This window comes from Actinomadura sp. NPDC049753 (assembly GCF_040674655.1).
Lineage (GTDB): Bacteria > Actinomycetota > Actinomycetes > Streptosporangiales > Streptosporangiaceae > Spirillospora > Spirillospora verrucosospora.
Genome location: NZ_JBFARL010000046.1, coordinates 1 through 21,099, shown reverse-complemented (window position 1 = coordinate 21,099; position 21,099 = coordinate 1). Strand labels below are relative to the sequence as shown.

Annotated in this window: 19 protein-coding genes; 11 read left to right on the top strand and 8 right to left on the bottom strand. The window is 73.0% G+C overall.

Features of this window, described 5'->3' with window-relative positions; all coding sequences use genetic code 11:
* Position 1 precedes the first annotated feature (1 nt).
* The 4 genes from AB0K37_RS15005 to AB0K37_RS14990 all read right to left on the bottom strand — a co-directional run bounded on the left by AB0K37_RS15005 (position 2) and on the right by AB0K37_RS14990 (position 6,048).
* Positions 2-988 carry an AAA family ATPase gene (locus AB0K37_RS15005; RefSeq protein ID WP_353835228.1) on the bottom strand — a complete coding sequence of 329 codons (987 nt, stop codon included), beginning with the start codon at positions 986-988 and terminating at the stop codon, positions 2-4.
* Between the two features lie 13 nt (positions 989-1,001).
* Positions 1,002-2,897 (bottom strand): hypothetical protein, encoded by a 1,896-nt coding sequence (locus AB0K37_RS15000; RefSeq protein WP_363980326.1) that lies wholly within the window; start codon positions 2,895-2,897, stop codon positions 1,002-1,004.
* Positions 2,898-3,336: 439 nt separating this feature from the next.
* Positions 3,337-4,959, bottom strand: a complete 1,623-nt coding sequence (locus AB0K37_RS14995; RefSeq protein WP_363980323.1) for a serine/threonine-protein kinase — start codon at positions 4,957-4,959, stop codon at positions 3,337-3,339.
* A gap of 99 nt (positions 4,960-5,058) precedes the next feature.
* A complete protein-coding gene (locus AB0K37_RS14990) occupies positions 5,059-6,048 on the bottom strand; it encodes an AsnC family transcriptional regulator (protein ID WP_363980320.1) in 990 nt (329 codons plus the stop codon).
* A gap of 85 nt (positions 6,049-6,133) precedes the next feature.
* Here AB0K37_RS14990 and AB0K37_RS14985 point away from each other — a divergent pair, with 85 nt between their 5' ends.
* From AB0K37_RS14985 to AB0K37_RS14975, 3 genes are all read left to right on the top strand, one after another.
* A complete protein-coding gene (locus AB0K37_RS14985) occupies positions 6,134-7,009 on the top strand; it encodes a VOC family protein (protein ID WP_363980317.1) in 876 nt (291 codons plus the stop codon).
* A complete protein-coding gene (locus tag AB0K37_RS14980) occupies positions 7,006-8,373 on the top strand; it encodes a carboxylesterase family protein (protein ID WP_363980314.1) in 1,368 nt (455 codons plus the stop codon). Before AB0K37_RS14985 ends, AB0K37_RS14980 begins: the two co-directional genes overlap by 4 nt.
* Before the next feature lie 183 nt (positions 8,374-8,556).
* Entirely contained in the window at positions 8,557-9,624 is a 1,068-nt protein-coding gene (locus AB0K37_RS14975; RefSeq protein ID WP_363980311.1) for a glycerophosphodiester phosphodiesterase family protein, read from the top strand.
* Here the strand turns inward: AB0K37_RS14975 and AB0K37_RS14970 are convergent.
* Positions 9,612-10,100: a DUF2231 domain-containing protein gene (locus tag AB0K37_RS14970; RefSeq protein ID WP_363980308.1), complete on the bottom strand. Its 489-nt coding sequence runs from the start codon at positions 10,098-10,100 to the stop codon at positions 9,612-9,614. The two genes, AB0K37_RS14975 and AB0K37_RS14970, sit on opposite strands and share 13 nt — an antisense overlap.
* 580 nt (positions 10,101-10,680) lie before the next feature.
* Here AB0K37_RS14970 and AB0K37_RS14965 point away from each other — a divergent pair.
* From AB0K37_RS14965 to AB0K37_RS14945, 5 genes are all read left to right on the top strand, one after another.
* Complete coding sequence (locus tag AB0K37_RS14965) at positions 10,681-11,052, top strand: DurN family substrate-assisted peptide maturase (RefSeq protein WP_089310449.1); 372 nt, start codon at positions 10,681-10,683, stop codon at positions 11,050-11,052.
* A 24-nt stretch (positions 11,053-11,076) separates the two neighbouring features.
* Entirely contained in the window at positions 11,077-11,316 is a 240-nt protein-coding gene (locus AB0K37_RS14960; RefSeq protein WP_363980304.1) for a cinnamycin family lantibiotic, read from the top strand.
* Positions 11,317-11,425: 109 nt separating this feature from the next.
* The gene (locus AB0K37_RS14955; protein WP_363980301.1) at positions 11,426-14,620 is read left to right on the top strand and encodes a type 2 lanthipeptide synthetase LanM family protein; all 3,195 of its coding nucleotides are present in this window, start codon (positions 11,426-11,428) and stop codon (positions 14,618-14,620) included.
* A gap of 15 nt (positions 14,621-14,635) precedes the next feature.
* Positions 14,636-15,559 carry a Nif11-like leader peptide family natural product precursor gene (locus AB0K37_RS14950; protein WP_363980298.1) on the top strand — a complete coding sequence of 308 codons (924 nt, stop codon included), beginning with the start codon at positions 14,636-14,638 and terminating at the stop codon, positions 15,557-15,559.
* Complete coding sequence (locus AB0K37_RS14945; protein ID WP_363980297.1) at positions 15,556-17,394, top strand: ATP-binding cassette domain-containing protein; 1,839 nt, start codon at positions 15,556-15,558, stop codon at positions 17,392-17,394. The genes AB0K37_RS14950 and AB0K37_RS14945 overlap by 4 nt, the downstream gene beginning before the upstream one ends.
* A 16-nt stretch (positions 17,395-17,410) precedes the next feature.
* Here AB0K37_RS14945 and AB0K37_RS14940 read toward each other — a convergent pair whose 3' ends face one another.
* Together AB0K37_RS14940 and AB0K37_RS14935 are read right to left on the bottom strand one after the other, a co-directional pair.
* Complete coding sequence (locus AB0K37_RS14940; RefSeq protein WP_363980294.1) at positions 17,411-17,785, bottom strand: MerR family transcriptional regulator; 375 nt, start codon at positions 17,783-17,785, stop codon at positions 17,411-17,413.
* Positions 17,786-18,419: 634 nt separating this feature from the next.
* Entirely contained in the window at positions 18,420-18,707 is a 288-nt protein-coding gene (locus tag AB0K37_RS14935; RefSeq protein ID WP_363980291.1) for a hypothetical protein, read from the bottom strand.
* A 448-nt stretch (positions 18,708-19,155) separates the two neighbouring features.
* On the opposite strand from AB0K37_RS14935, the gene AB0K37_RS14930 reads away from it, so the two are divergent.
* Entirely contained in the window at positions 19,156-19,527 is a 372-nt protein-coding gene (locus AB0K37_RS14930) for an STAS domain-containing protein (RefSeq protein ID WP_363980288.1), read from the top strand.
* Positions 19,528-19,571: 44 nt separating this feature from the next.
* Positions 19,572-20,165 (top strand): GAF domain-containing protein, encoded by a 594-nt coding sequence (locus AB0K37_RS14925; protein WP_363980285.1) that lies wholly within the window; start codon positions 19,572-19,574, stop codon positions 20,163-20,165.
* A gap of 121 nt (positions 20,166-20,286) precedes the next feature.
* Here the strand turns inward: AB0K37_RS14925 and AB0K37_RS14920 are convergent, their stop codons facing one another.
* Entirely contained in the window at positions 20,287-20,514 is a 228-nt protein-coding gene (locus AB0K37_RS14920; RefSeq protein ID WP_345183416.1) for a hypothetical protein, read from the bottom strand.
* 265 nt (positions 20,515-20,779) lie between these two features.
* On the opposite strand from AB0K37_RS14920, the gene AB0K37_RS14915 reads away from it, so the two are divergent.
* The gene (locus tag AB0K37_RS14915; RefSeq protein ID WP_024936225.1) at positions 20,780-20,983 is read left to right on the top strand and encodes a cold-shock protein; all 204 of its coding nucleotides are present in this window, start codon (positions 20,780-20,782) and stop codon (positions 20,981-20,983) included.
* Positions 20,984-21,099: the final 116 nt, after the last annotated feature.

The following is a 21,099-nucleotide window of genomic DNA, read 5'->3' as shown; positions in this document are numbered from 1 at the left end:
CCTAGCCGTTCCCCTGCGCCGCCGGGACGGGGACTTCGGCCAGGACGCCGTCCAGCAGCTCCGCGGTCTCGGCCGCGCCCGCGGCGCCCGAGAGCGGCACCAGCCGGTGCGCCCAGACCGGCCGCGCCAGGGCCTTGACGTCGTCCGGGGTGACATAGCCGCGTCCGTCGGCCAGCGCGTAGATCCGCGCCGTCCGGCACAGCGCGATGGAGCCCCGGAGGGAGACGCCGGCCCGCAGTTGCGGATGCCGCCGGGTGCGCTGGGCCAGTTGCAGGACGTACCGGTTGACGGAGTCGGCGACCGCGACCCGCTCGGCCGCCGCGCCGAGCCGCGCCATCTCCTCGCCGATCAGCACCGGCGCCAGGTCCTCGGGCTCGGTCAGGGACGAGCCGCGCAGCAGCGACAGCTCCGCCTCCTCGCCCGGGTACCCCAGCGACAGCCGCATCAGGAAGCGGTCGAGCTGCGCCTCGGGCAGCGGGAACGTCCCCTCCAGGTCGATGGGGTTCTGCGTGGCCACCACCAGGAACGGGCGCGGCACCGGATGCGCCTTCCCGTCCACGGTGATCCGCCCTTCCTGCATGACCTCCAGCAGCGCCGACTGCGTCTTCGGGGAGGTCCGGTTGACCTCGTCCACGATGACGACGTTGGCGAACACCGGGCCCGGGTGGAACTCGAACTCGCGGCTCCGCTCATTGAAGATCGTCACTCCGGTGACGTCGGAGGGCAGCAGGTCGGGGGTGCACTGCACGCGTCCGATCTTCCCGCCGGTCACCGCCGCCAGGGCGCGCGCCAGGGTCGTCTTGCCCATGCCGGGCAGGTCCTCCAGCAGGACGTGCCCGCCCGCGGCGAACGCGGTGAGGATCAGCCGCACCGTGGCGGGATCGCAGCGCGCCGCCGACTGGATGCCGGAGGCCATCCGCTCGAAGGCGGCGGCGGCCAGCAGCGCCTCCTCGTCAGGCAGCGCCGGCGTCGCGGTCGTGGTGCTCACTCATTGCCCTTCATTAGCCGCAGTTGCCCCAGCCGGCCGAGGCGCTGGCGCCGGAGGCGCCGCCCGAGTACCGGACGCAGTCGCCCGGCGCCAGGACGAAGACCGGTCCGGCGTAGTACTTGAACGAGCCGTTGTCGGAGGCGGTCTTGCCGCCGTTCTGGCTCTGGAGGCGGACCCAGACGTTGGTCGCCTTGCCGATGTCCGCGGTCTTCATCGTGACCGCGCAGTTCTTCTTGGTGGACGCGCTGTAGAGCTGGTAGATCCGTCCGCCCGCGAACGCCGACGACCGCTGGACCTGGTAGTTGCCGCCCGCCGTCGCGTTGCAGACCTGCGCCGGCGTGTACGGGTTGCGCGTCTGGGTGGGCTTCGGCTTCGGCTTGGTCGGGGTGGGCTTGGGCGTCGTCGGCCTCGGCGTGGTCGGCCTTGGCGTCGTCGGCCTCGGCGTCGTCGGCCTGGGGGTGGTCGGCCTCGGCGTCGTCGGCCTGGGGGTGGTCGGCCTCGCCGTGGTCGGCTTCGTGGTGGTCGGCCTGCTCCCGCTGGGCGACGTCGTGGGCGTCCGCGAGGGCACCCGAGGCGACGGAAGGCGCGGGCCGGGCGTCGCCGACGGCCGGGGCGCCTCCGTACGGGGGTCCGCAGGCGGCGTTCCGGGGGTGGACGGTGGCGTCTCGGGTCCCTCAGAAGGGGGGTCCGGCTCGAACGGGTCCGGGAAGACCGGATCGGCGGGCGGCGCCGGCACCGGCGGCGGACTGCTCGCCCCGCCGCCCGGCTTGTCCGGGCGGCCTCCGCCGCGCCCCGGCCCGCCCGGGTACTTGCCGACCTTGCGGGCCACACCGTCGCCGCCGACGACCAGGGCGTCCGTGCTGCCCGGCGAGTTGACGAACAGGTTGCCCTCGCGGACCTGCAGCTCCATGTCACCGCGCCCGGCCGGCATCGACAGCATGCCGGTCTGCCGGCCCGCCGGTTCGAAGACCCGCACCTGCCCGGTCTCCCGCACGGGCAGGTACACCTTGCCGGCGAACGGCACGGCGGGCTCCTGGACGGGATCGGTCAGGGGGAACGACCGGACCGGTCCGCCCTTGCGCACGTCGCCCAGCGTGACCACCGCGCCGGCCGCGGGCACGGTGACCGCGGCGAGCGCGCCGTGGGTGCGCGCCGGCACCATGGCGCCGATGAGCGACACCGGCGTCGCGACCCGGCGGGTGCCGCCGCCCGTCGCGACCACCAGTCCGCGCCCGTCGCGGTCGACCACGAGGGCGCCCTCGTCCAGGACGGTCATCGCCAGATCGTGATCGGGCGGGGCCGCCTCGGCCGTGCGGACGACGCTGGGGCCCTGGCCGGCGACCTTCACGGCGAGGACGGTGCCCTGCCGGGGCGCGGCCACCCACAGCAGGCCGGCGTCGTCGAACTCGCCGCCGACCAGCGGGCCGGGCAGTTGCAGGACCGGGCCCACGGGACGCAGCGTGGCCGGGTCGAGCGCGCGCACCGCGCCGGTCGTGCGCTCGACCAGCGCGGCTCCGTCGGAGCCCATCGCCAGGTGCGGATCGCCGCGGGTGCCGATGTCCAGCCGTCCCGAGAAGCCCAGGCCGTTGAGGTCGAGCGACGACACGCGGCCGGTGTCGAGGTCGTGGATGAGCAGGAACCTGTCGTTCTGGGTCACCTGCACCCGGTGGCCGCGGGAGTCGGTCACCTGGCGGCGCTGCTCCACCCGGCCGCTGTCGGGGTTGACCCGGTCCACCTCGCCCGCCGTCCGGCTCCACAGCCAGGCGCTGCCGTCGGTGGCGGCGACGGCGAGGCCGACCCGCCCCCCGCCCAGCATCGTGGCGAGCAGCAGCACGGTGACCAGGGCGGCCGCGGCCCACCAGCCGATCCGCGAGCGAGCCATCTCGGCGCCCTTCTTCTGCGGCTTCACGGCCACTCCTTCGTCCCGTGGGCCTCGCTGCGCGGGCTCGGCCCTCTCACGTCATGCGGGTACTGGTCTTCGAGCCGGGCCGAGCCGGGCGGACGGAGGCGGCGCCGGACCCGAGCCGGTCGCCCGCGCCGCCGCGGCAGGGGCTCCTCGGAGCGCATGTCGACGGCCATCAGGACAGGTCTTCTCCACAGGTCAGAGATGTTCCGCGGCCCGGTCGGCGAACGGCCGGACCGCGGCGGCGCCGGTGATGCCATGGACCGGCCATCGCCGCACCGACACCGCTTACAGGACACCGTCCGGAGTCCCGTCGATCTTGCAAGCGCGGAAGCCGTGGAAATCGCCGCACCGGTTCGGCGGCCGGAGGGCCACGCGGGCCAGTTCGGCTCCGTGGTCAGCTCGCTGTGTCCCGCCTTCCTCGGGTGGTGCTGACCCCGTCCCCTCAGTCGGCCTTGGCGGGAACGCGCACGCCCTTGCTCAGAGCGGCGTCGTGGAAGACCACGGAGACGGGCTGCGCCGTGGCGGCGATCTCGAAGATCAGCATGCCGTTGAATCTGGCACCGGGCGCCAGCACCTCGGCGGACGAGGCGTTGCGCGCGTCCGCGGTGCCGCTCCGCAGCATCGCCCGCGCCTCGCGTGACGTCCCGCCGTCGTCGAGCAGCTTCTGATGGTCCGCGGAAAGCGTGCGGGTCCTGGTCCCGGTGTTGGTGACGGTGACCTTGACGCGGCACAGCTTTCCGCCGGTGTAGGGCTTGAGGCCGCGCACGGTGACGCCGCAGGCCGTCGGGGACGCCACGAAGGTGAACTGGCCGTCCCTGGCCGGCGTGTTCTGCCGTCCGTCGACGGGCTGGAAGTAGCGGTATCCCGCGACTCCCACGACGGTCATCAAACCGATGACCACGATGGCGGCGGTCAGGCAGCCCGAGCAGCCGCGCCCGCGTCGACGCCTCGGGGGCGCGGGGGCCGCCGCCGGAGGCTGCGTCCACGGCGCCGCGGGTGGCGGCGGCATCGGTGCCGGCGGCATCGCGCCCGGCGGCATCGGTGCCGGCTGCGCCGGAACCGGGGCCATCGGGGCGGGCTCGTAGACCCGGGTCCGGGGCTGCACGCCCTGCGGCGGGGACGGCGGGATCCAGGGCGGGGGCAGCGCGTCGGCCTGCCAGTTCCGGGTCAGCGCGGCGTCGACGGCGGCCTGTGCCGCGCTGGGCGAGGCAGCCCCGGGCGACGCGCCGGAGACCAGTTCCAGCAGCAGGTCCTGCGCCTCCGGACGTCGCGCCGGGTCGGGGTTCAGGGCACGCTCGACGAGCGTTCGCAGCGGCTCGGCCAGGCCGGTCAGGTCGTGCTCGCCGTTCTCGGCGCGGGCCGCCATCGTCATGACCGTGCCCGTGCCGTGCGGGTGGCGTCCGGTCCCGGCGAAGGCCACCAGGCAGCCCCACGCGAAGACGTCGGCGGCCGTGGACACCTCGCCGAGCAGCACCTGCTCGGGCGCCATCCACCCCGGCGTGCCGACGACGAACCCCGCCAGCGTGTGCCCGGAGGGCGCGTCGGCGGCCCTGGCGATACCGAAGTCGATCACCCGTGGACCCGACACCGACAGGATCACGTTGGGCGGCTTGAGGTCACGGTGGATCAGCCCGGCGGCGTGGATCGCGGTCAGCGCCGCGGCCACCCCCACCGCGACGCCGTTCAGGGTGCCGTCCGGCAGCGCCCCTCCGGTCTCGATGTAGGCGTCCAGCGGGGTGCCGTCCACGTACTCGGTGACCAGGTAGGGCCGCCCGGCCTCCTCACCGTGGTCCAGCACCTTCGCCGTGCAGAACGAGGCCACCCGGCGGGCGTTGCGCACCTCGTCGCGGAACCGGGCCCGGAATCCCTCGTCGGCCGCCAGCTCCGCGCGGATCACCTTGATCGCGACGTGCCGCCCGCCGCCGTCCCGGGCCAGGTAGACGGCGCCCATGCCGCCCTCGCCCAGCCGTCCGACCACCTCGTACTCCCCGATGGCCGGCGGGTCGCCGGGCCGGAGCGGCTCGCTGCCGCTGGGCAGTCGTGTACGCCTCGGCTGCTCCTGCACAGGGCGCACCTTTCTGGGTACGTGCGATCACGTCTCGGGCAAAAGGCAAACCTATCCAAATCACGGAGGCGGGCCTCGCGGTTCCGCTCGGAGACGGCACTAAGGCACGGCGAGCGGGCTCCTTCCGGCCGGGGGCGTCCGGACGGGCGGGGCGACGCGTTTGGCGTAGGAGGTGATCGGGGCGGTTTCCACGCGTTCGACGCCGTCCAGGGATCCGATCCGGTCGCTGAGGTAGCTGTAGAGGGCGTCCTCGTCCCGGCAGACGGCGATGGCCAGCAGGTTGTGCGCACCGGTGACGGCGCCGACGAAGGCCGCTTCGGGGTCGGCGGCCAGGGCTCGGGCGGTGGCGGCGAGCCGAGACGGAGCGACGGTCAGCCAGATCAGGCACTGGGCCGGGAAACCCAGCGCCGCGGGGTCGACCTCGACATCGAAGCGGAGCGTGCCGGAGCGGCGCAGCTCGCCCAGACGCCGGCGGACCGCCGACTCCGACCAGCCGACGTGGCCGGCCAGTCTCGGATAGGCGGCGCGGCCGTCCGCGGTCAGGACGGGCAGCAGCCGGCGGTCGAGATCGGTCAGGGCGACCGGGGTTCGGGCGCCGCCGGGCGGCGGCCGGAGCGCGGCGACCTGCTCGCCGGTGAGCGCCGACGTCCGGCCGAGCCAGCGGTGCTCCATCAGGTGGCGCAGCAGCCGATGCGCCTCCACGCCGAGGATGCGCGGATGGCGGGCCAGCCCCGCCAGCGGGGCGGCGCGTCCGGCGGGAGTGCGGACGATGAAGACGATCTCGGTGCCGCTCGACAGCACGGTCACCCAGGCGGTGTCGGGGCGCCGCGCCAGGTCCCAGGCCAGGCCGGCGGCGTCGGGGGGCGGCACGCGGAGCCGGACGAGCCACTCGGCGTGGCCGGTGCCGCGGCTGTCGACGACGGCCGTGACCCGGGCCGTGCCGCCGGCGCGCAGCCGCGCGAAGCGGCGGGCGGCCGTGCGGTCGGAGACGCCGAGGACCTCGGCGATCCTGCTGAACGGGGCACGTCCATCGAGATGGAGCGCATGCAGCAACTGCAGGTCGAGCTGCCCGAGCGTGGCCGAATCCACCAGAAAAGGGTACGGCGGTGTCGGATCGCGGCCTCCCGGGCGCTCCTCGGTGACGTGGCGGGGACGGAGACCGCAGCATCGGCGCATGACCCGCGACATCCATGGTTTCCACCACACCGGCATCGTCGTCCGCGATCTCGACGAACTGGAGCGCACCTACATCTCGCTCGGCTTCACCTTGAGCCCCCGCTCCCGGCACCTGCTGAACGAGCGGCCCGGAGAGCCGCCCGTGCCCGGCTGCACGGCCAACCGGTGCGCCCTCTTCGGCGGCGCCTACATCGAACTGCTCGGCATCGTGGACGACTCGGCGCCCGACCCTTGGCACACCAGGGCGATGGTCGACCAGCACGAGGGGTTCCGGCTGCTCAACTTCGACACCGGCGACGCGGAGGCCGCGAACCTGCGGCTGACCGGCGCCGGTCTGCGCACCTCCGGCGTCCTGGATCTGGAACGCGACGTCGACACCGAGGACGGGACCCGCACCATGCGCGCCCGCGCCGTACACCTCGACCCGCGTTCGACGCCCGAGGGGTACGTCGGCATCGCCCAGCACCTCACCCGCGAGTACGTGCACCAGCCGCGCTACATGCGCCACCCCAACGGCGCGCGGGCCTTGGAGGCGGTGCTGATCGTGGTCGACGACGCCGACTTCGACGCGGTCGTGACCCGGTACGCCGGCATCCTGCAGACCTCGCCCGTGCGGCGAGCCCACCTCACGGTGGTGGAGATGAAGGAGGGCCGCCTCGAACTCGTCCGCGCCTCGGACGCGGAGCTCGCACTGCCCGCGGAGCCCGCCCCGGCCGCGTCCTATCCCGCCGCCATGACCATCGCGGTCGACGACCTCGCCGCCGCGCGCACCCTCGTCGAGAACGGCGGGACCGCCACCCGTACGGTCGGCGGCGGGTTCTTCGTCTCCGCCCGCGACGCCGGCGGCGCCGGCCTGACCTTCACCGCCCGATGATCGTCGAAACGACCGCGGGCCGGGTGCGCGGGGTTCCCGAGGGGCCGCTCACCGCGTTCCGCGGCATTCCCTACGCCCATGCCGACCGCTTCGCCGCCCCCGGGCCGGCGCGGCCCTGGCCCGGGGTGCGGGACGCCTCCGCACCGGGTCCGGCCGCCCCGCAGCCCCCGTCCCGCCTCGAACGGGTGATGGGCGGCTTCCAGTTCCCCCAATCCGAGGACGAGTGCCTGACGCTGAACGTCTGGGCGCCGCCCGGCGACGGCCATCCGGTTCTCGTCTTCCTGCACGGCGGCGGCTACACCAGCGGCTCGGGCGGACTGGACTGGTACAGCGGGGCCGAACTGGCCGCGCAGGAAGACCTGGTGGTCGTGACCCTCAACTACCGCCTGGGCGTGCTCGGCTTCCTGCGGCTGCCCGGGCTGAGCGAGGGGAACCTGGGACTGCTCGACCAGCTCGCCGCGCTGCGCTGGGTGCACGACAACGTCGCCGCCTTCGGCGGTGATCCCGGCAACGTGACGGTGGCCGGCCAGTCCGCCGGCGCCCAGTCGATCCTGGCGCTGCTGTCCGGTGGTCGGGCCCGCGGGCTGTTCGGGCGCGCGATCCTGCAGAGCACGCCCGCGGGCATGCTCCCCGCTTCGCCGGACGCTGCCGAACGGACCGGCGCCCTCCTGCTGGAGGAGCTCGGCATCGAGCCCGGACGGGCCGCGCGGCTCGCCGGCCTGCCCGTCGCCGACCTGCTCGCCGCCCAGGGCGCCGTGGCCCGCCGCACCGCCGTCCCGCTCAGCGCCGTGCCGCCGTTCCAGCTCGTCGCCGACGGCGACCTGGTGGCGGCCGACCCGGTGGCGGAGGTCGGGCGGCGCGCCGCCGACGGCGTCCAGCTGCTGATGGGGACCACGCGCGACGAGGCGGCGGCGTTCTACGCCCTCGACGACCAGGTCGCGGCGCTCGGTCCCGGCGAGCTCGCGCGGCTCGCCGCCCGCTGGTTCGGCGACCCCGGCCGCGCGGCGCCGGAGGGCCGGACGGCCGCCCGGATCGCCATCGACCTCGCCACCGACCAGCTGTTCCTCGAACCCGCGCTCCACCTGGCGGAGTCGCTCACCGGCAACGGGGCCGCGCCGTGGCTCTACCGCTTCGACTGGCACCCGCCGCACAGCCCCTACGGCGCGTGCCACTGCATCGAACTGCCCTTCGTCCTCGGCACCCCGGACGCCTGGCGTGACGCGCCCATGCTCGCCGGCGACCCGCCGGCCGGCCTCGTCCGCGAGGTACGCCGCCGTTGGGGCGGCTTCGTCCGCCAAGGCGACCCCGGTTGGACCGCGGGCACCACTCACCGCTTCACGGGCGAGCCCACCGACCCCGGGTGAGAGCGAGCCGCCGTGCTTCGTTCCCGCGGCGGCCAGGCCCGTCGGGGCCAGGCCCGTCGGGCCCCGTCTCCGGCTCGTGTCCTTCGCGTGTTCATGAGGCCATCACGCCACGTCAACCACGGGTGCCGGGCCTCGGTCTAGCGTCGCGGGAGTTGATCGGAGCACGACGGAGCGGAGGTCTCGATGTCCGTGCGCCTTGTCCTGACGAGTCTGGCCCTTGCGTCCGCGGTCGCCGCGCCGGCGCCCGCCCGCGCGGCGACCGCCGGAGGCCCCGGGGTACTACCTCAGAAGACCCGGTTCGACCTGCAGGCCCACCGCGGCGGCATCGGCATGACGACCGAGGAGTCGCTGGAAGGATTCGGCAAGGCGATGCGCCTGGGCGTCAGCACCCTGGAGCTCGACACCCACGTCACCAAGGACCAGAAGGTCGTCGTCAACCACGACCGGCAGATCAGCGCCCAGAAATGCCGCGACACCGCTCCGGTCACGCCCGGCGACCCGATGTACCCCTACGTCGGCAAGTACGTCAAGGACCTGACACTGGCCCAGATCAAGACGATGGACTGCGGGTACCAGCAGTTGCCCGGCTTCCCCGAGCAGGAGGTCGTCCACGGCTTCCGCATGGTCGAGCTCAGGGACGTGCTGGACCTGGTCAAGCGCTACCGCGCCAAGCAGGTCAAGCTCAACATCGAGACCAAGGTCGAGGCGGGAGCGCCGGACCAGACCGCGCCGCGCGAGCTGTTCGTCCGCCGGGTCTTCGAGGAGATCCGCGCGTCAGGGATCGAGCGGCAGGTCACCATCCAGTCCTTCGACTGGGGCGCCTTGGAGCGCATGCACCGGCTCGCGCCGAGGTGGCCGCTGGTGGCGCTGACGAACTACGACTTCCTCCAGGTCGGCCGGCCCGGCGCCTCCCCCTGGCTGGGCGGCCTCGACGTCGACGACTACGGGGGCGACTTCGTGAGGGCGGCCGCCGCCGTCAAGGGGGTCACCGCCCTGTCGCCCAACTACGGGTTCCCGCAGAACGGCCAGGTCGGCGACCCCGGCTTCCGCTTCTACCCCGACCGCGCGATGGTGTCGCGGGCACACGCCCGGGGCCTGAAGGTCGTCCCGTGGACCTGCGACGACCCCGCCACCGTCGAGGCCCTCATGGACATGGGCGTGGACGGCGTCATCACCAACTACCCCGACCGCGTCCGCCGGATCATGGCCGAGCGCGGCATGCGGCTGCCCAAGGCGTATCAGTCGCCCTGACCCTTGCCCACATCGCTCCAGACGGCCTTCGCGCCGCTGTGCCCGATCCGGACCACCTGAACGCCCGAGACGACTGCCGCGCCGACCGCGATGACCACGGCCACCAGTGTCACCGCTCTGGTCCAGTTCGGCGGCCGTTCCGGCTTCCGCCGGACGTAGAAACCGATGGCGACGATGACGGCGAGCGCCACCCAGAGCGCGGCCACCAGTGGCAGCAGGGTGTCTCCCAGTTCCGCGTGCTCTTCCACCAGGGAAGAGCGGGGGACTTGCCCCTCCAGGTGTTCGCCGCTTTCGGTGGCCAGGGGGATCGTTGTCAGGGCGACGGTGGCCAGGCCGAGAACCCAGGGGGCCGCCGGTCGCCGCGCTTTGGGCCAAAGCGCCACCGCCAGGGCGGCCAACACGGTCAACGGAATAAGGAAGACCACTAGATGGACGATGAGCGGGTGGACGGGCAGGCCCCACAGAGTGTCCGGCATGGTCAGCCTTTCGGGAAACTGTTGATCGGTTGACCGTATCCGGGGGGCGATCGCGCCACTACCTTCCCCGGATCTTTCAGAGGGTTTTCATAGGGACCGTTCCAGGTCTTTCCAGAAACTCGGGATATCGGCTGGGACGAACCGGGTTTCTTCCTCGAAAGCGAGGAGAGGCACCGGATCCGAGCAACTTCGGCGTGCACCATTCGGGCGAGGCGCCGCCCGCCTCCGGGGCCGCGGCTCGCCGGCGGAGCGCGGGCCCGCGAGACCTCCCCGGCGGGCGGAGGCCGGGAAGCGGAAGGGTTTCCACGGGGAACTGAAACCTGACCGTAGCGGTGAGGTGGAGTACTCGCATAGCGGGCGAGAAGCCTCTAATCGGCCGTCGAATTGGCTCGTTCTCCCGGTATCGGCGGATCGGCGCGGCCGACTTTCCCGCCATTGACCTGTCCCGCACCACCTTGTTATGGTCACTCTGCGTAAGGAAATGCGCACGCAGAGTTTTCCTGATGTCCGTCCCGCGGGCCGCCCGAATGGCACCGAAGAATTGCGCGTCCGGCGGCCGAGAACGCAAGGAGGGTGAGCCGTGAGGTCTGGCCCGAAGCCGCCCAGCGACCTGACGAAGCACAAGGGCATCGAGACCGTCCGCCAAATCCAGTTCCTGATGGTCCTGTGCTCGGTGCTGCCCCCGGACGGGAAGGCGCGCGAGATGCTCAGGCTCGCGCTCGACGTCCGCAACGAGGAGTTCCCGGACGGTGTCGAGCCGATCCGCGACCTCCACCCGCAGGCCACCAAGACCTGGCTCGAGTTCTTCTGGACTCGGGTCGGCATTTCCCCCGAGGAAAGGGAGTTGATCGACTGGCAGAACGACAAGCCGAGCATGGACATCGCCGTCGAAGAGCTCCAGGAGGCCGAGCGCCGACTCGGCATCAGGCTGGCGCCTCGAACGGTCGAGTGAACAGCAACTCACCAGGAGGAAGAAATGTCACCCAGCACGATCCTGCGGCACGCCGCCGCCGACGCCGACATCCGCACGGAACTGCTCGCCGGAGCGGGACGGTTCGGGGTGCCCGCCACCGCCGTCCCCGCCGCCGTCGCGCAGCCGGACACCGCCTCGCTGGGCTACTGGACCGAGGGCGTCGCCGCCGTCGACGCCTACGCCTGCGCGTCCACGTGCAGCTCGGGGCCGTTCACCTTCGCGTGCGACGGAAGCACCAAGTAACGCCTCGGCGTTAGCGCCCGGCCGCAGCGCCGGGCTCGCGGAAGCACCGATGGGCCGAAGCCATCGGCCCATCACCCCGAACTTCTTCCCAGGCGAGGAGCCCGCCCGAGTGAAGCCGACCTTTCCCGTGGACCTCGCGGCCCGGGCCGCGAACCTGTCCGAGCGGATCCGGATCGTGTCCGCCCTCGGCCCGCCGTCCGGCGCGGAGCCGCTGGAGGCCTTCGACGCCTGGAGGATCGACCGGCTGGCCGCCAAGCTGGCCGCCAAGTTCGGCGCGGAGACCAGCCCGCGATCGGAGCGGCACACCGAGGAGTCGCTGCGCGAGAACCTGCGGGCCTACCGCGCGCACGAACTCGGCCTCACCGACCCCGGGAGCCCGCTCGGCCGGATGCTGGCCGACCTGCACCAGGGCTGGCTGCCGGTCTACCGGGAGGCGCTGGAGAGATTCGACCCCGGCGACGAGGCGTTCGCGGCGGCGGACTGGCGCGCGGACGACGTCTACCACGGCCGGCTCGCCACCGCCTGCGAGCCCTTCCTGGTGGAACTCGGCCACCGCCTGACCCGGGCGATCGACTCCGGCGCGTCCGCGGTCCGCGTCGACTCCCGGCTGGTGGCCGACTTCCAGGGTTACCTGCTCGACCGGTTCGAGCTGGCGCTGGCCTGGGCGGTGGAGACCGACGCGAAGGTGCACTGCCGGCTGCACGGGATCGACCCGGCGAACGCCACCCGCGACGACTACCTCGCCTACCTCGACAAGACGTTCGCCGACGCCGCCGCCCACCACCGCTTCTACCTGGAGTTCCCCCTGCTGGGCCGCTGGCTCGCCCAGACGACGGGGCAGCTCGCCGAGCACGGCGCCCAGATGATCGGCAGGCTTCGCGACGGCGCCGCCGAGCTGTCCGGGGCGTTCTTCGGGCGTCCCGTCGCGGCCGTGCGCACCGCGCGGCTCGGCCGCTCCGACCACCACGCCGGGGGCCGCAGCGTCGCGATCGTCGAGGTCGAGCTCGCGGACGGCGCGCGCGAGTCCGTGGTCTACAAGCCCCGCGGCCTTGAGGGCGAGGCCGGGTTCCAGGGGCTGCTGGCGCGGCTGCGCGACGACGGGGTCCTCGACTACGCCGAGCGGGCCGTGCTCCCGAAGGACGGCTACGGCTTCGAGGCGCTGATCCCGCCGGGGCGCAACCGGGTCGCCACCCGGGAGGAGGCCGAGCGCGTCTACGCCGAACTCGGCGGCTACCTGGCGATCTTCTACGTGCTGGGCGGCGGCGACCTGCACTTCGAGAACGTCCTCGTCGCGGACGGCCACGCCTTCATCTGCGACTGCGAGACGGTGCTCGGGGCGCTGCCCAAGGGGTGGCCGCGCCCGTCCGGGACCCTGATGGACTCGGTCTTCAGGACCGGCCTGATCGAGTGGCCGAGGAGCGGCGCGTCGCCCGAGGGCGAGATGCGGATCAGCGGGTACACCGGCGGCGGCGGTTACGAGATGCCGATGCCGGTGCCGCAGGTCGACCGCGTCGTGTCCTTCGCCTCGTCCGTCAGCTACCGCGAAGGGGTGCGCGTCGACCCGGGGGCCGCGAACCGGATCTTCGTCGGAGACGAGCTGACGCACGCCGAGGATTTCGTCGACGCCATCGGGTCCGGGTTCGACCGGGTCTACGAGTGGTTCCGGCGGCGGCCCGACGAGGCGACCGCCTGCGTCCGCGAGCTGTTCTCCGGCTCGGGCGTGCGCTTCGTCAACTGGAGCACCCAGGTCTACTCCCAGCTGCTCGCGGCCGCCCTGCACCCCCGCTGCCTGCTGGAGCCGCTGGAGGCCGACCTGCTGATCGAGACCGTTCGCACCTTCCCGCGCAAGTGGGACCAGGACGCGGCCCTCCCCGACTGGGAGGTCGCGTCGATGTGGCGCCGGGACGTCCCGCTGTTCAGCGTCGAGGCGGGGAGCACCGGGCTCGTCCACGACCATGCGTCCGCGGTCGGCGCGGATCTGGAGACGAGCCCGCTCGACCACGCCGCTTCGCGGATCAGGGGCCTGTCCGCGCGGAACCGCGCCCAGCAGCGCCAGTACATCGCCGCCGGGCTGTCCGGCGGCGACGTCACCAGCGCCGACTTCGCCGAGACGTGCGTCGGGCGCGCGGCCGCGCTCGGGGAGCGGCTCTGCGCGATGCTCCGCGAGCCGGGCGCGCCCGCCCCCTGGACGTCCTTCGTGATCACTCCGGACGGGCGGGACGAGGTCGACATCGAGGGCGACCTCTACAACGGCTCGGGAGGCATCGCCCTGTTCCTCGCCTACCTCGACGCCCTCGACCCGCGTCCCGAGTTCCGCGCGGCGGCGCGGCGGGCGCTCGACCACGCCGTCGCCACCTGGGAGCGGCGGCGCATCGGGGCCTTCACCGGGCTCGGCGGCATGATCTACGTCCTCACGCACCTGTACCGCCTGTGGGGCGAGCGCCCCCTGCTCGAGCACGCCCTCGAACTGAGCGACGAGCTCGCCGGACGCATCGACGGGGACCGCCACCTGGACGTCTTCCACGGCGCGGCCGGGCTCATCCCGGTGCTGATCGGCCTGGCCGGCGCGGCGGACGGACGGGGCCTGGAGCAGGCGCACCACTGCGCCGCGCATCTGCTGTGCCGCGCGGAGGCCGAGGGCGACACCCTGTCCTGGCCCGGCTCCGACCTCGGCGCCGCCGGGGCCAACCTGACCGGGCTGTCCCACGGCGCCGGCGGCGTCGGCTGGGCGCTGATCACGCTGGGCCGGCTCACCGACCGGGCCGAGTACGTCTCGGCGGGGCGGCGGGCCTTCGCCTACGAGGCCCTCCACTTCGACCAGAGCGCGCAGGACTGGTACGACCTGCGCGAGTTCCCCGGCGGAATGCTCTGGGAGGGGCGCCACTACGCCAACGCCTGGTGCAACGGCGCGGCGGGCATCGGACTGAGCCGCATCCAGAGCTGGGCGGCGCTCGGCAAGGACGACGACGCGGTGCTCACCGAGGCGAGGAGCGCGCTGACGGCGACGATGCGCAACTTCCCCCGCCTGATGAACGACTCGCTGTGCCATGGCCGGTCCGGCAACGCCGAGCTGTTCCTGCGGTTCGCCCTGCTGGCGGACGAGCCCGCGTTCCGCCTGGAGGCCAACGTCCAGGTGCAGGCGCAGTGGCGCAACCTGGAGGACGCCCCGCCCTCGTCCGCCACCGGGTTCTTCCCCGGGCTGATGCTCGGCATGTCCGGGTTCGGAATGCACTTCCTGCGGCTGGCCCATCCGGAGCGGGTCCCCTCGGCGCTCCTGCTGGACCCCCCGCCCGCGTCGATCTGAGGAGTGAACTGACCTATGTCCGTCGAATCCTGCGCGGCCTTCCTGCGGTTCGCCGTCCACGACACCGGGATCAGGCAGCAGATGAAGGCCATGACCGCGGTCGCGGAGATGATCCGCCTCGGCCGGGCGCACGGCTACCTGTTCGACGCCCGGGACCTCGCGGCCGCGTCGTCCTCACCGGACTTCTCCGAGGCCGCGCCCGAGGCGGCGTCCGAGAAGACGGCCGGCAAGGCTACCGGTCCGAACCCCGCCGCGGCAGCGCCCGCCGCGACCGAGATGACCGCGTTCTACCACTACGAGTACGACATGGCCGACCTTCCCGGGTTCGACGCCGTGCTCGACGTGCTGCCCGCGCTGAAGATCAAACCGTCCACGGTCGACCTCGCGGAGTTCGACGCCGAGTTCAGCGCGGACGACCTGCGCTCCACGTCCCTGGCCCCGAACAGCCCGGAGTACCGGCGGTGGCGCGCCGCGCTGGACACCCGGCGCAGGCGCGACTTCCACCTCGTCAACCTGGACTCCCACACCGACCACGCGGACTACGAGGCCTACTACGCGGCCAAGATCCGGCTCGTGGACGCGCTGGAGAAGGTGTTCGGCGGCGAGGTCCGGCTGTCCGGCAACCTGTGGTACCCACCGTCCGGCTACCGGCTGTGGCACACCAACGAGGACCAGCCGGGCTGGCGCATGTACCTGATCGACTTCGACGAGCACTTCCCCGACGCCGAGCACACCTCGTTCTTCCGCTACCAGCACCCGGAGACCGGCGAGCTGGTCACCCTGCGGGAACGTCCCCGGCTGGCGCGGTTCTTCAAGGTGGAGCAGGACCCGGAGCGGCTGTTCTGGCACTGCATCGTCAACCCGACGCCCCGGCACCGTTGGAGCTTCGGCTGCCACGTCCCCGACACCTGGCTCGACGCCATCGCGGGCCGGTCGTGACGGCGCGTCCCGCCACCGCCGCGCCCGGCGCGGCCGCACCCGCCGCGGCGACGCCCGCGATCAGGGCGGTCGGGCTGCGCAAGCGGTACCCCGGCGTCGAGGCGGTGGCCGGGCTCGACCTGACGATCCCTCCCGGCGAGAGCTTCGGATTCCTCGGGCCCAACGGGGCGGGCAAGACCACCACGATCGCGATGCTGTGCACGCTGGCGGTGCCCACGTCCGGCCGGATCGAGATCGCCGGCCACGACACGCGGACCGACGCCGCCGCGGCGCGCCGCCGGATCGGGCTGATCTTCCAGGAGTCGACCCTGGACGTCCAGCTGACCGCGGCCGAGAACCTGCGGTTCCACGCCGACCTGTACAACGTCCCGACCGGCCAGGTGGCGGCGCGGGTCGAGGAGACGCTCGCCCTGGTCGGGCTGACCGACTGCCGCGACCGCGCCGTGCGCACCTTCTCCGGCGGCATGCGCCGCCGCCTGGAGATCGCCCGTGCGCTGCTGCACCGCCCGCAGATCCTCTTCCTGGACGAGCCGACGATCGGGCTGGACCCGAACGCCCGCGCCCAGGTCTGGCGCCACCTGCGGCACGTGTGCGAGACCGAGTCCGTCACCCTCTTCCTGACGACCCACCACCTCGAAGAGGCCGAGCAGTGCGACCGCATCGCGATCATCGACGCGGGCCGGATCGTCGCGCAGGGCAGCCCCGCCGAGCTGAAGTCGGTGCTGGGCGCCGACCGGGTGCAGCTGCGCACCGGCGACGACGCGGCCGCGGCGGCGCTGATCGCCGAGCGCCTCGGCCTGGACGCGACCCGCGACCGCCACGGGCTGCGCCTCCAGGTCCCCGACGGCGCCCGGGTGCTGCCGCGCCTGCTCACCGAGCTCGACGTCCCCGTGTACGAGGCGCGGGTCACCCCGCCCAGCCTGGACGACGTCTTCCTGCACCACACCGGGCACCGGATCCGCGACGAGGCCCCGCCGGAGCCGTCCGCCCGCCCGATGCGGGTCCCGTCGGCGTCCGAGCCGGGCAGGGGCGGGCTCCGCGCCGAGCTGCGCGCCATGGGGATGGTGTGGCGGCGCGAGATGCTGCACTTCCGGCGCGACCGCGTCGGAGCCGCCATCTCCCTGGTCCAGCCGCTGATCTTCCTGTTCGTCCTCGGCACCGGCCTGTCGAACCTGATGCCCGGCCCGAGCGGCGACGCCTACCAGCTCTTCCTCTTCTCGGGCGCGCTGGTGACGGCCGCCCAGGGGCCCGCGCTCGCCACCGGCACCTCGATCATGTGGGACCGGCAGGGCGGCTTCCTGCGCGAGATGCTCGCGGGCCCGGTCAGCCGCGCGTCACTCCTGATCGGCAAGTGCCTGGGAGGGACCACGGTGGCCACCTGCCAGGCCGCCGTCCTCCTCGCCACCGCCGCCCCGGTCGGCGTCCCGCTCAACGGCGTCCTGATCGCCCTCCTGCTGGGCGAACTGGTCCTGGTCTCGCTGGCCATGACCGTCCTGAGCGTCCTGCTGTCGACCATCCTCCGCCGACCGCAGACCTTCGGCACCGTCATGACCGTGATCATGGCCCCGATGGTGTTCCTGTCCGGCGCGTTCTTCCCGCTGAGCGCGATGCCCGTCTGGATGAAGGGCCTGGCGCTGGCGAACCCGCTCACCTACGCCGTCGACGTGATGCGCCGCACCATCGCCGCCTACCTGCCGGACGCCCCGCACCACCTGTTCCGGCCGCTGGCGCTGGGCTCCTGGCACCCGCCGCTCCCCCTCGAATGCGCCCTGATGGCCGCCCTGACGACCGCGGCCCTCCTTCACGCCGCCCACCGCTTCACCCGCCTCCCCTGACGCCCCTTCCGGACGCCTAGGCCGGCGGGTGCGGCGTCCCGTCCCCGGGCAGGCCCTCCCGCAGCTGGGCGTTGATGCGCTGGGCCTCGGCGAGCTGGTCTTCCAGGATGATGATGCGGCAGGCCGCCTCCAGGGGGGTGCCCTGGTCGATCAGGTCGCGGGCGCGCTGCGCCAGGCGCAGCTGGTAGCGGGAGTAGCGGCGGTGCCCGCCGGACGAGCGTTGCGGGACGATCAACCGGGCGGTGTCGAGGCTGCGGAGGAACGCCGGGGTCACGCCCAGCATCTCGGCGGCGCGGCCCATGCTGTAGGCGGGGTAGTCCTCGTCGTCGAACTTGTCTTCGAGCCCCGCGGAGTCGTCGGGTTGGCCGGGTCGGTCGCCGGCCTGAGCCATGTGGGGTGCTTTCACAAAACCTTCCGTACTGCCGAGAGATCGGAAGGCGGCGACGGCAAGGGGCCCCGACGCCAGACTGCGGCGCCGGGGCCCAGAGGTACAACACCATCTACCGGCCTTGATGAGCCGGTCTTCCGCGTCGGCCGCGCAACAGGCGGGGACGCGGGGATCGCGTATGCGTGACCGTAGACCACCGTCCAATCCGGGGAACTGCGGTACCCGCGCGGCGTGACTGGAGCCTGCTGCGGGCGATCCCGATGGCGCCGATCCCTCCTTTCCTCGACATCACTACCTGTACTGCGTGTACTACCTGTACTGCGTGTTCCGGTACTTCGTTGTGTTGCGGTACTGCGTTCTTGCTGTTCTCCACTGCTGCCGGCGGCTCGTCCGCCACCGGTCCGACCGGCTGCCGAGGCCCCTTCCACTGCGTTGGCCCCGGCACGCCCGGCCGGTGTCATCCATACGTTCCGGCAGTTCGTCCTCTGCCGCTTCTCATGGACCCGTCTCTCTTCGATGGAAGGAACACTACCCGGACTCCGCTCGAAAATCTACTCCGGCCACTACAGAGTTTCGTAGATCACATCTCTTCTTTCTCTCCACTGGCCGCTCCCCCCGGCTGGTTCGCGTCGGGGGGCTACAGGCTCTCGCTCGTCCAGCGCCACGCGCCGTTCTCGTGCCGCGCGCGGACCAGTTGCGTACCGCTGGAGTCCGCGAGTTCGGCGATCAGCCGGATCAACTGGCGGTGGAAGTCCGCTGGCGGGCGGGCGCCGCCCGGCGAGCCCTCCAGGAGCGTCACGCTGACCTTCGCCTCGTCGCGGAGCTGCACGGTCAGCCGGCCCGTCCTGTCCATGCGGAGGATCACGATCGCGTCGGCACGGATCAGGTCGTCACCGTCGGCGGCGGAGATCCACACTTCGCTCATGTGCGTCCCCTGCCCGGATCGAGGGCCCCGTACGCCCTGTCTCCCCTGCCCGTCCGCCCTGTCTCGCCTACTCGTGCGCTCTGCGCGCTCGTCCAGGCGCTCGGGCGCGGCTCACCGGCGTCGGCGCTGGTCAGCGCGGTGCCGTTCGCTCGTGCCGCCCCGGGGGCCGGGTGGACGGCGGACTCCGGCGTGCCTCGGGCCGGAGGGCGTAGACTCTGGGTGAGCCAGAGGTTCCCGATGCGGGCGGCCAAGCCGGCGTCCCCCTGGTTCCGAGGATCGGTCTCCCCGAGGCCAGACAGGCCGGCGCGCATGACGCCGCTCCACCGTCCCTCTCGAACACGGACGCCTGTTCTCGGCGCCGGATCCGCCGCCCGGCCGGGCCGCGGTGCAGCGACCGCGGGGCTCTGAGAGGTCCCGGCCACACGCACACTCCTGATCGGAGCCCCAGATGCATACCGCAGGCACCGCCTTCCCCGAGGCCGGGCTGCGCCGCGAGACGCTCGCGGAACACACCGTCATCACCATCACCGGCGATCTCGACGTCTCCTCCGCGCCGTCCCTGCGCGAGCCCCTGGAGACCGCACTGCGGGACGCGGGTCCCCACGTGGTCATCGACCTGTCCGAGGTGACGTTCTGCGACGCCGCCGGGCTGGCTCTGCTCACCGGCGCCCGCCGCCTCACGGAACCGGAGGGCGTCGCGATCGTCCTGGCCGCACCCCGCCCGCACATGGCCAGGCTCCTGCGGGTCAGCGGCCTGTCCCGGGTCTTCGCCGTCCGCCCCACCGTCGATGCCGCGCGCCTTCGATCGGCCGCGGCCTGAACGCGCGGCCCGGCCCGGGCGGAGTGGGCGGACGGGATGACGACATGACGGGCGACCCGGGATCGATCGGGTGGGGCGCCGCCGGCGCCGCACCGAGCGAGACGGACCGCCGGCGCCTCGCGGCCACGTTCGAGCTGATGAGCGCGGTGGTCCTCGGAGGAACCGGCGTGCCGGGCATGCTGGCCCTCGTGGCGGCGCACGCCCGGGAACTGGCGCGCGTGCCGCTGGCGTTCGTCGCCCTTCCGGGCGAGGACGGCAACACGCTGCGGGTCGAGGTCGCGGACGGCCCCGGCGGCGAACGGATCCGCGGGTTGACGGTGCGGCGGGGCCGGTCGATGCTCGGCCGGGCGTTCACGTCCCGCCGGGCCGTGTCCGCGCGGATCGCCGCCGATCAGACGCTCACCGGCCTTCCGGCCGGTCCCATCCTGATCCTGCCGCTGGAGACGGGGGAGGCCACACGGGGAGTGCTCGCGGTCCTCGGACGGGTCGGTGCGGAGCCCTTCAGCCCGGCGACCGCGCGCCAGATGCTCCTGTTCTCCGACATGGCCGCCCGGCTGATCGAGGTGGCGGGGGCGCGCCTCCCTGGCGCCCCGCCCGGAGTCGCCGAGCCGACCCTCCGACCTCAGTCGTCCGGCTGAGTCCGCCCCGGCGGCGCCTTCGCCGCCTGGGGAACGGCCTCCGCGGGCCTGTCCGGGCCCGGCCGGCGGCCGCCCGCCCCGTGGTTTCGGGCCGTGCCGCGCCGGGGCCCCGGCGGTGTTCCTAGAGCCGGAAAAGCTTCGTGAACGGCGAGAGGATCTTTACTTTCCGCGTCCCGAAGTCGACCAGGACGGCGTTGCCCGGCTCGACCTCCAGGACGCGCCCGAGCCCGTACTTGTCGTGCGTGACCTGGTCGTCGAGGGTGAACTCCTTGGCCGGCGGAGCGGCGGGCGGAGGCGCGAAGGGGCTGGTGGGCAGGTGTCGCCGTCGGGCGGGACCGGTGGGTTTCATTACCTCATTATGCGCGTACCGGGCGGTTCCCTGAAGGCTTCTCGCAGACCGGCTGGTAAATTATCGTGCTGGACACCGCCCCGATCGGCCGCCCGAAATCCTGTGGTACAGTAGAGGCAGTTGCGGTTCCCATAGACATGTGCGTGCGCCTGTTGGAAGTGACCTCAGGCGCACTTTTGTTTTTTCTGGATCTTCCGGATGGGCCATCGCGGCGTCCCCGCCCGCGCACGGTGTGCGGACGGGGCACACCCTGAAGGAGACGACCATGGCCACCGGCACCGTCAAGTGGTTCAACGCGGAAAAGGGCTTCGGCTTCATCGAGCAGGACGGCGGCGGCGCCGACGTCTTCGCCCACTACTCCAACATCGCGGCCCAGGGCTTCCGTGAGCTCCAGGAGGGCCAGAAGGTGTCCTTCGACATCACGCAGGGCCAGAAGGGCCTGCAGGCGGAGAACATCGTCCCCGCCTGATCGCGGCATAGGCGGTGCGCGGCCCCGAGGGCCGCGCCCCGCCCGGCGGCGGGCCCTTGTCCGCGCCCCCCAACACCCCGCCCCCCGCGGGACCCCCCCCGGGGGCGGTCCCGGGG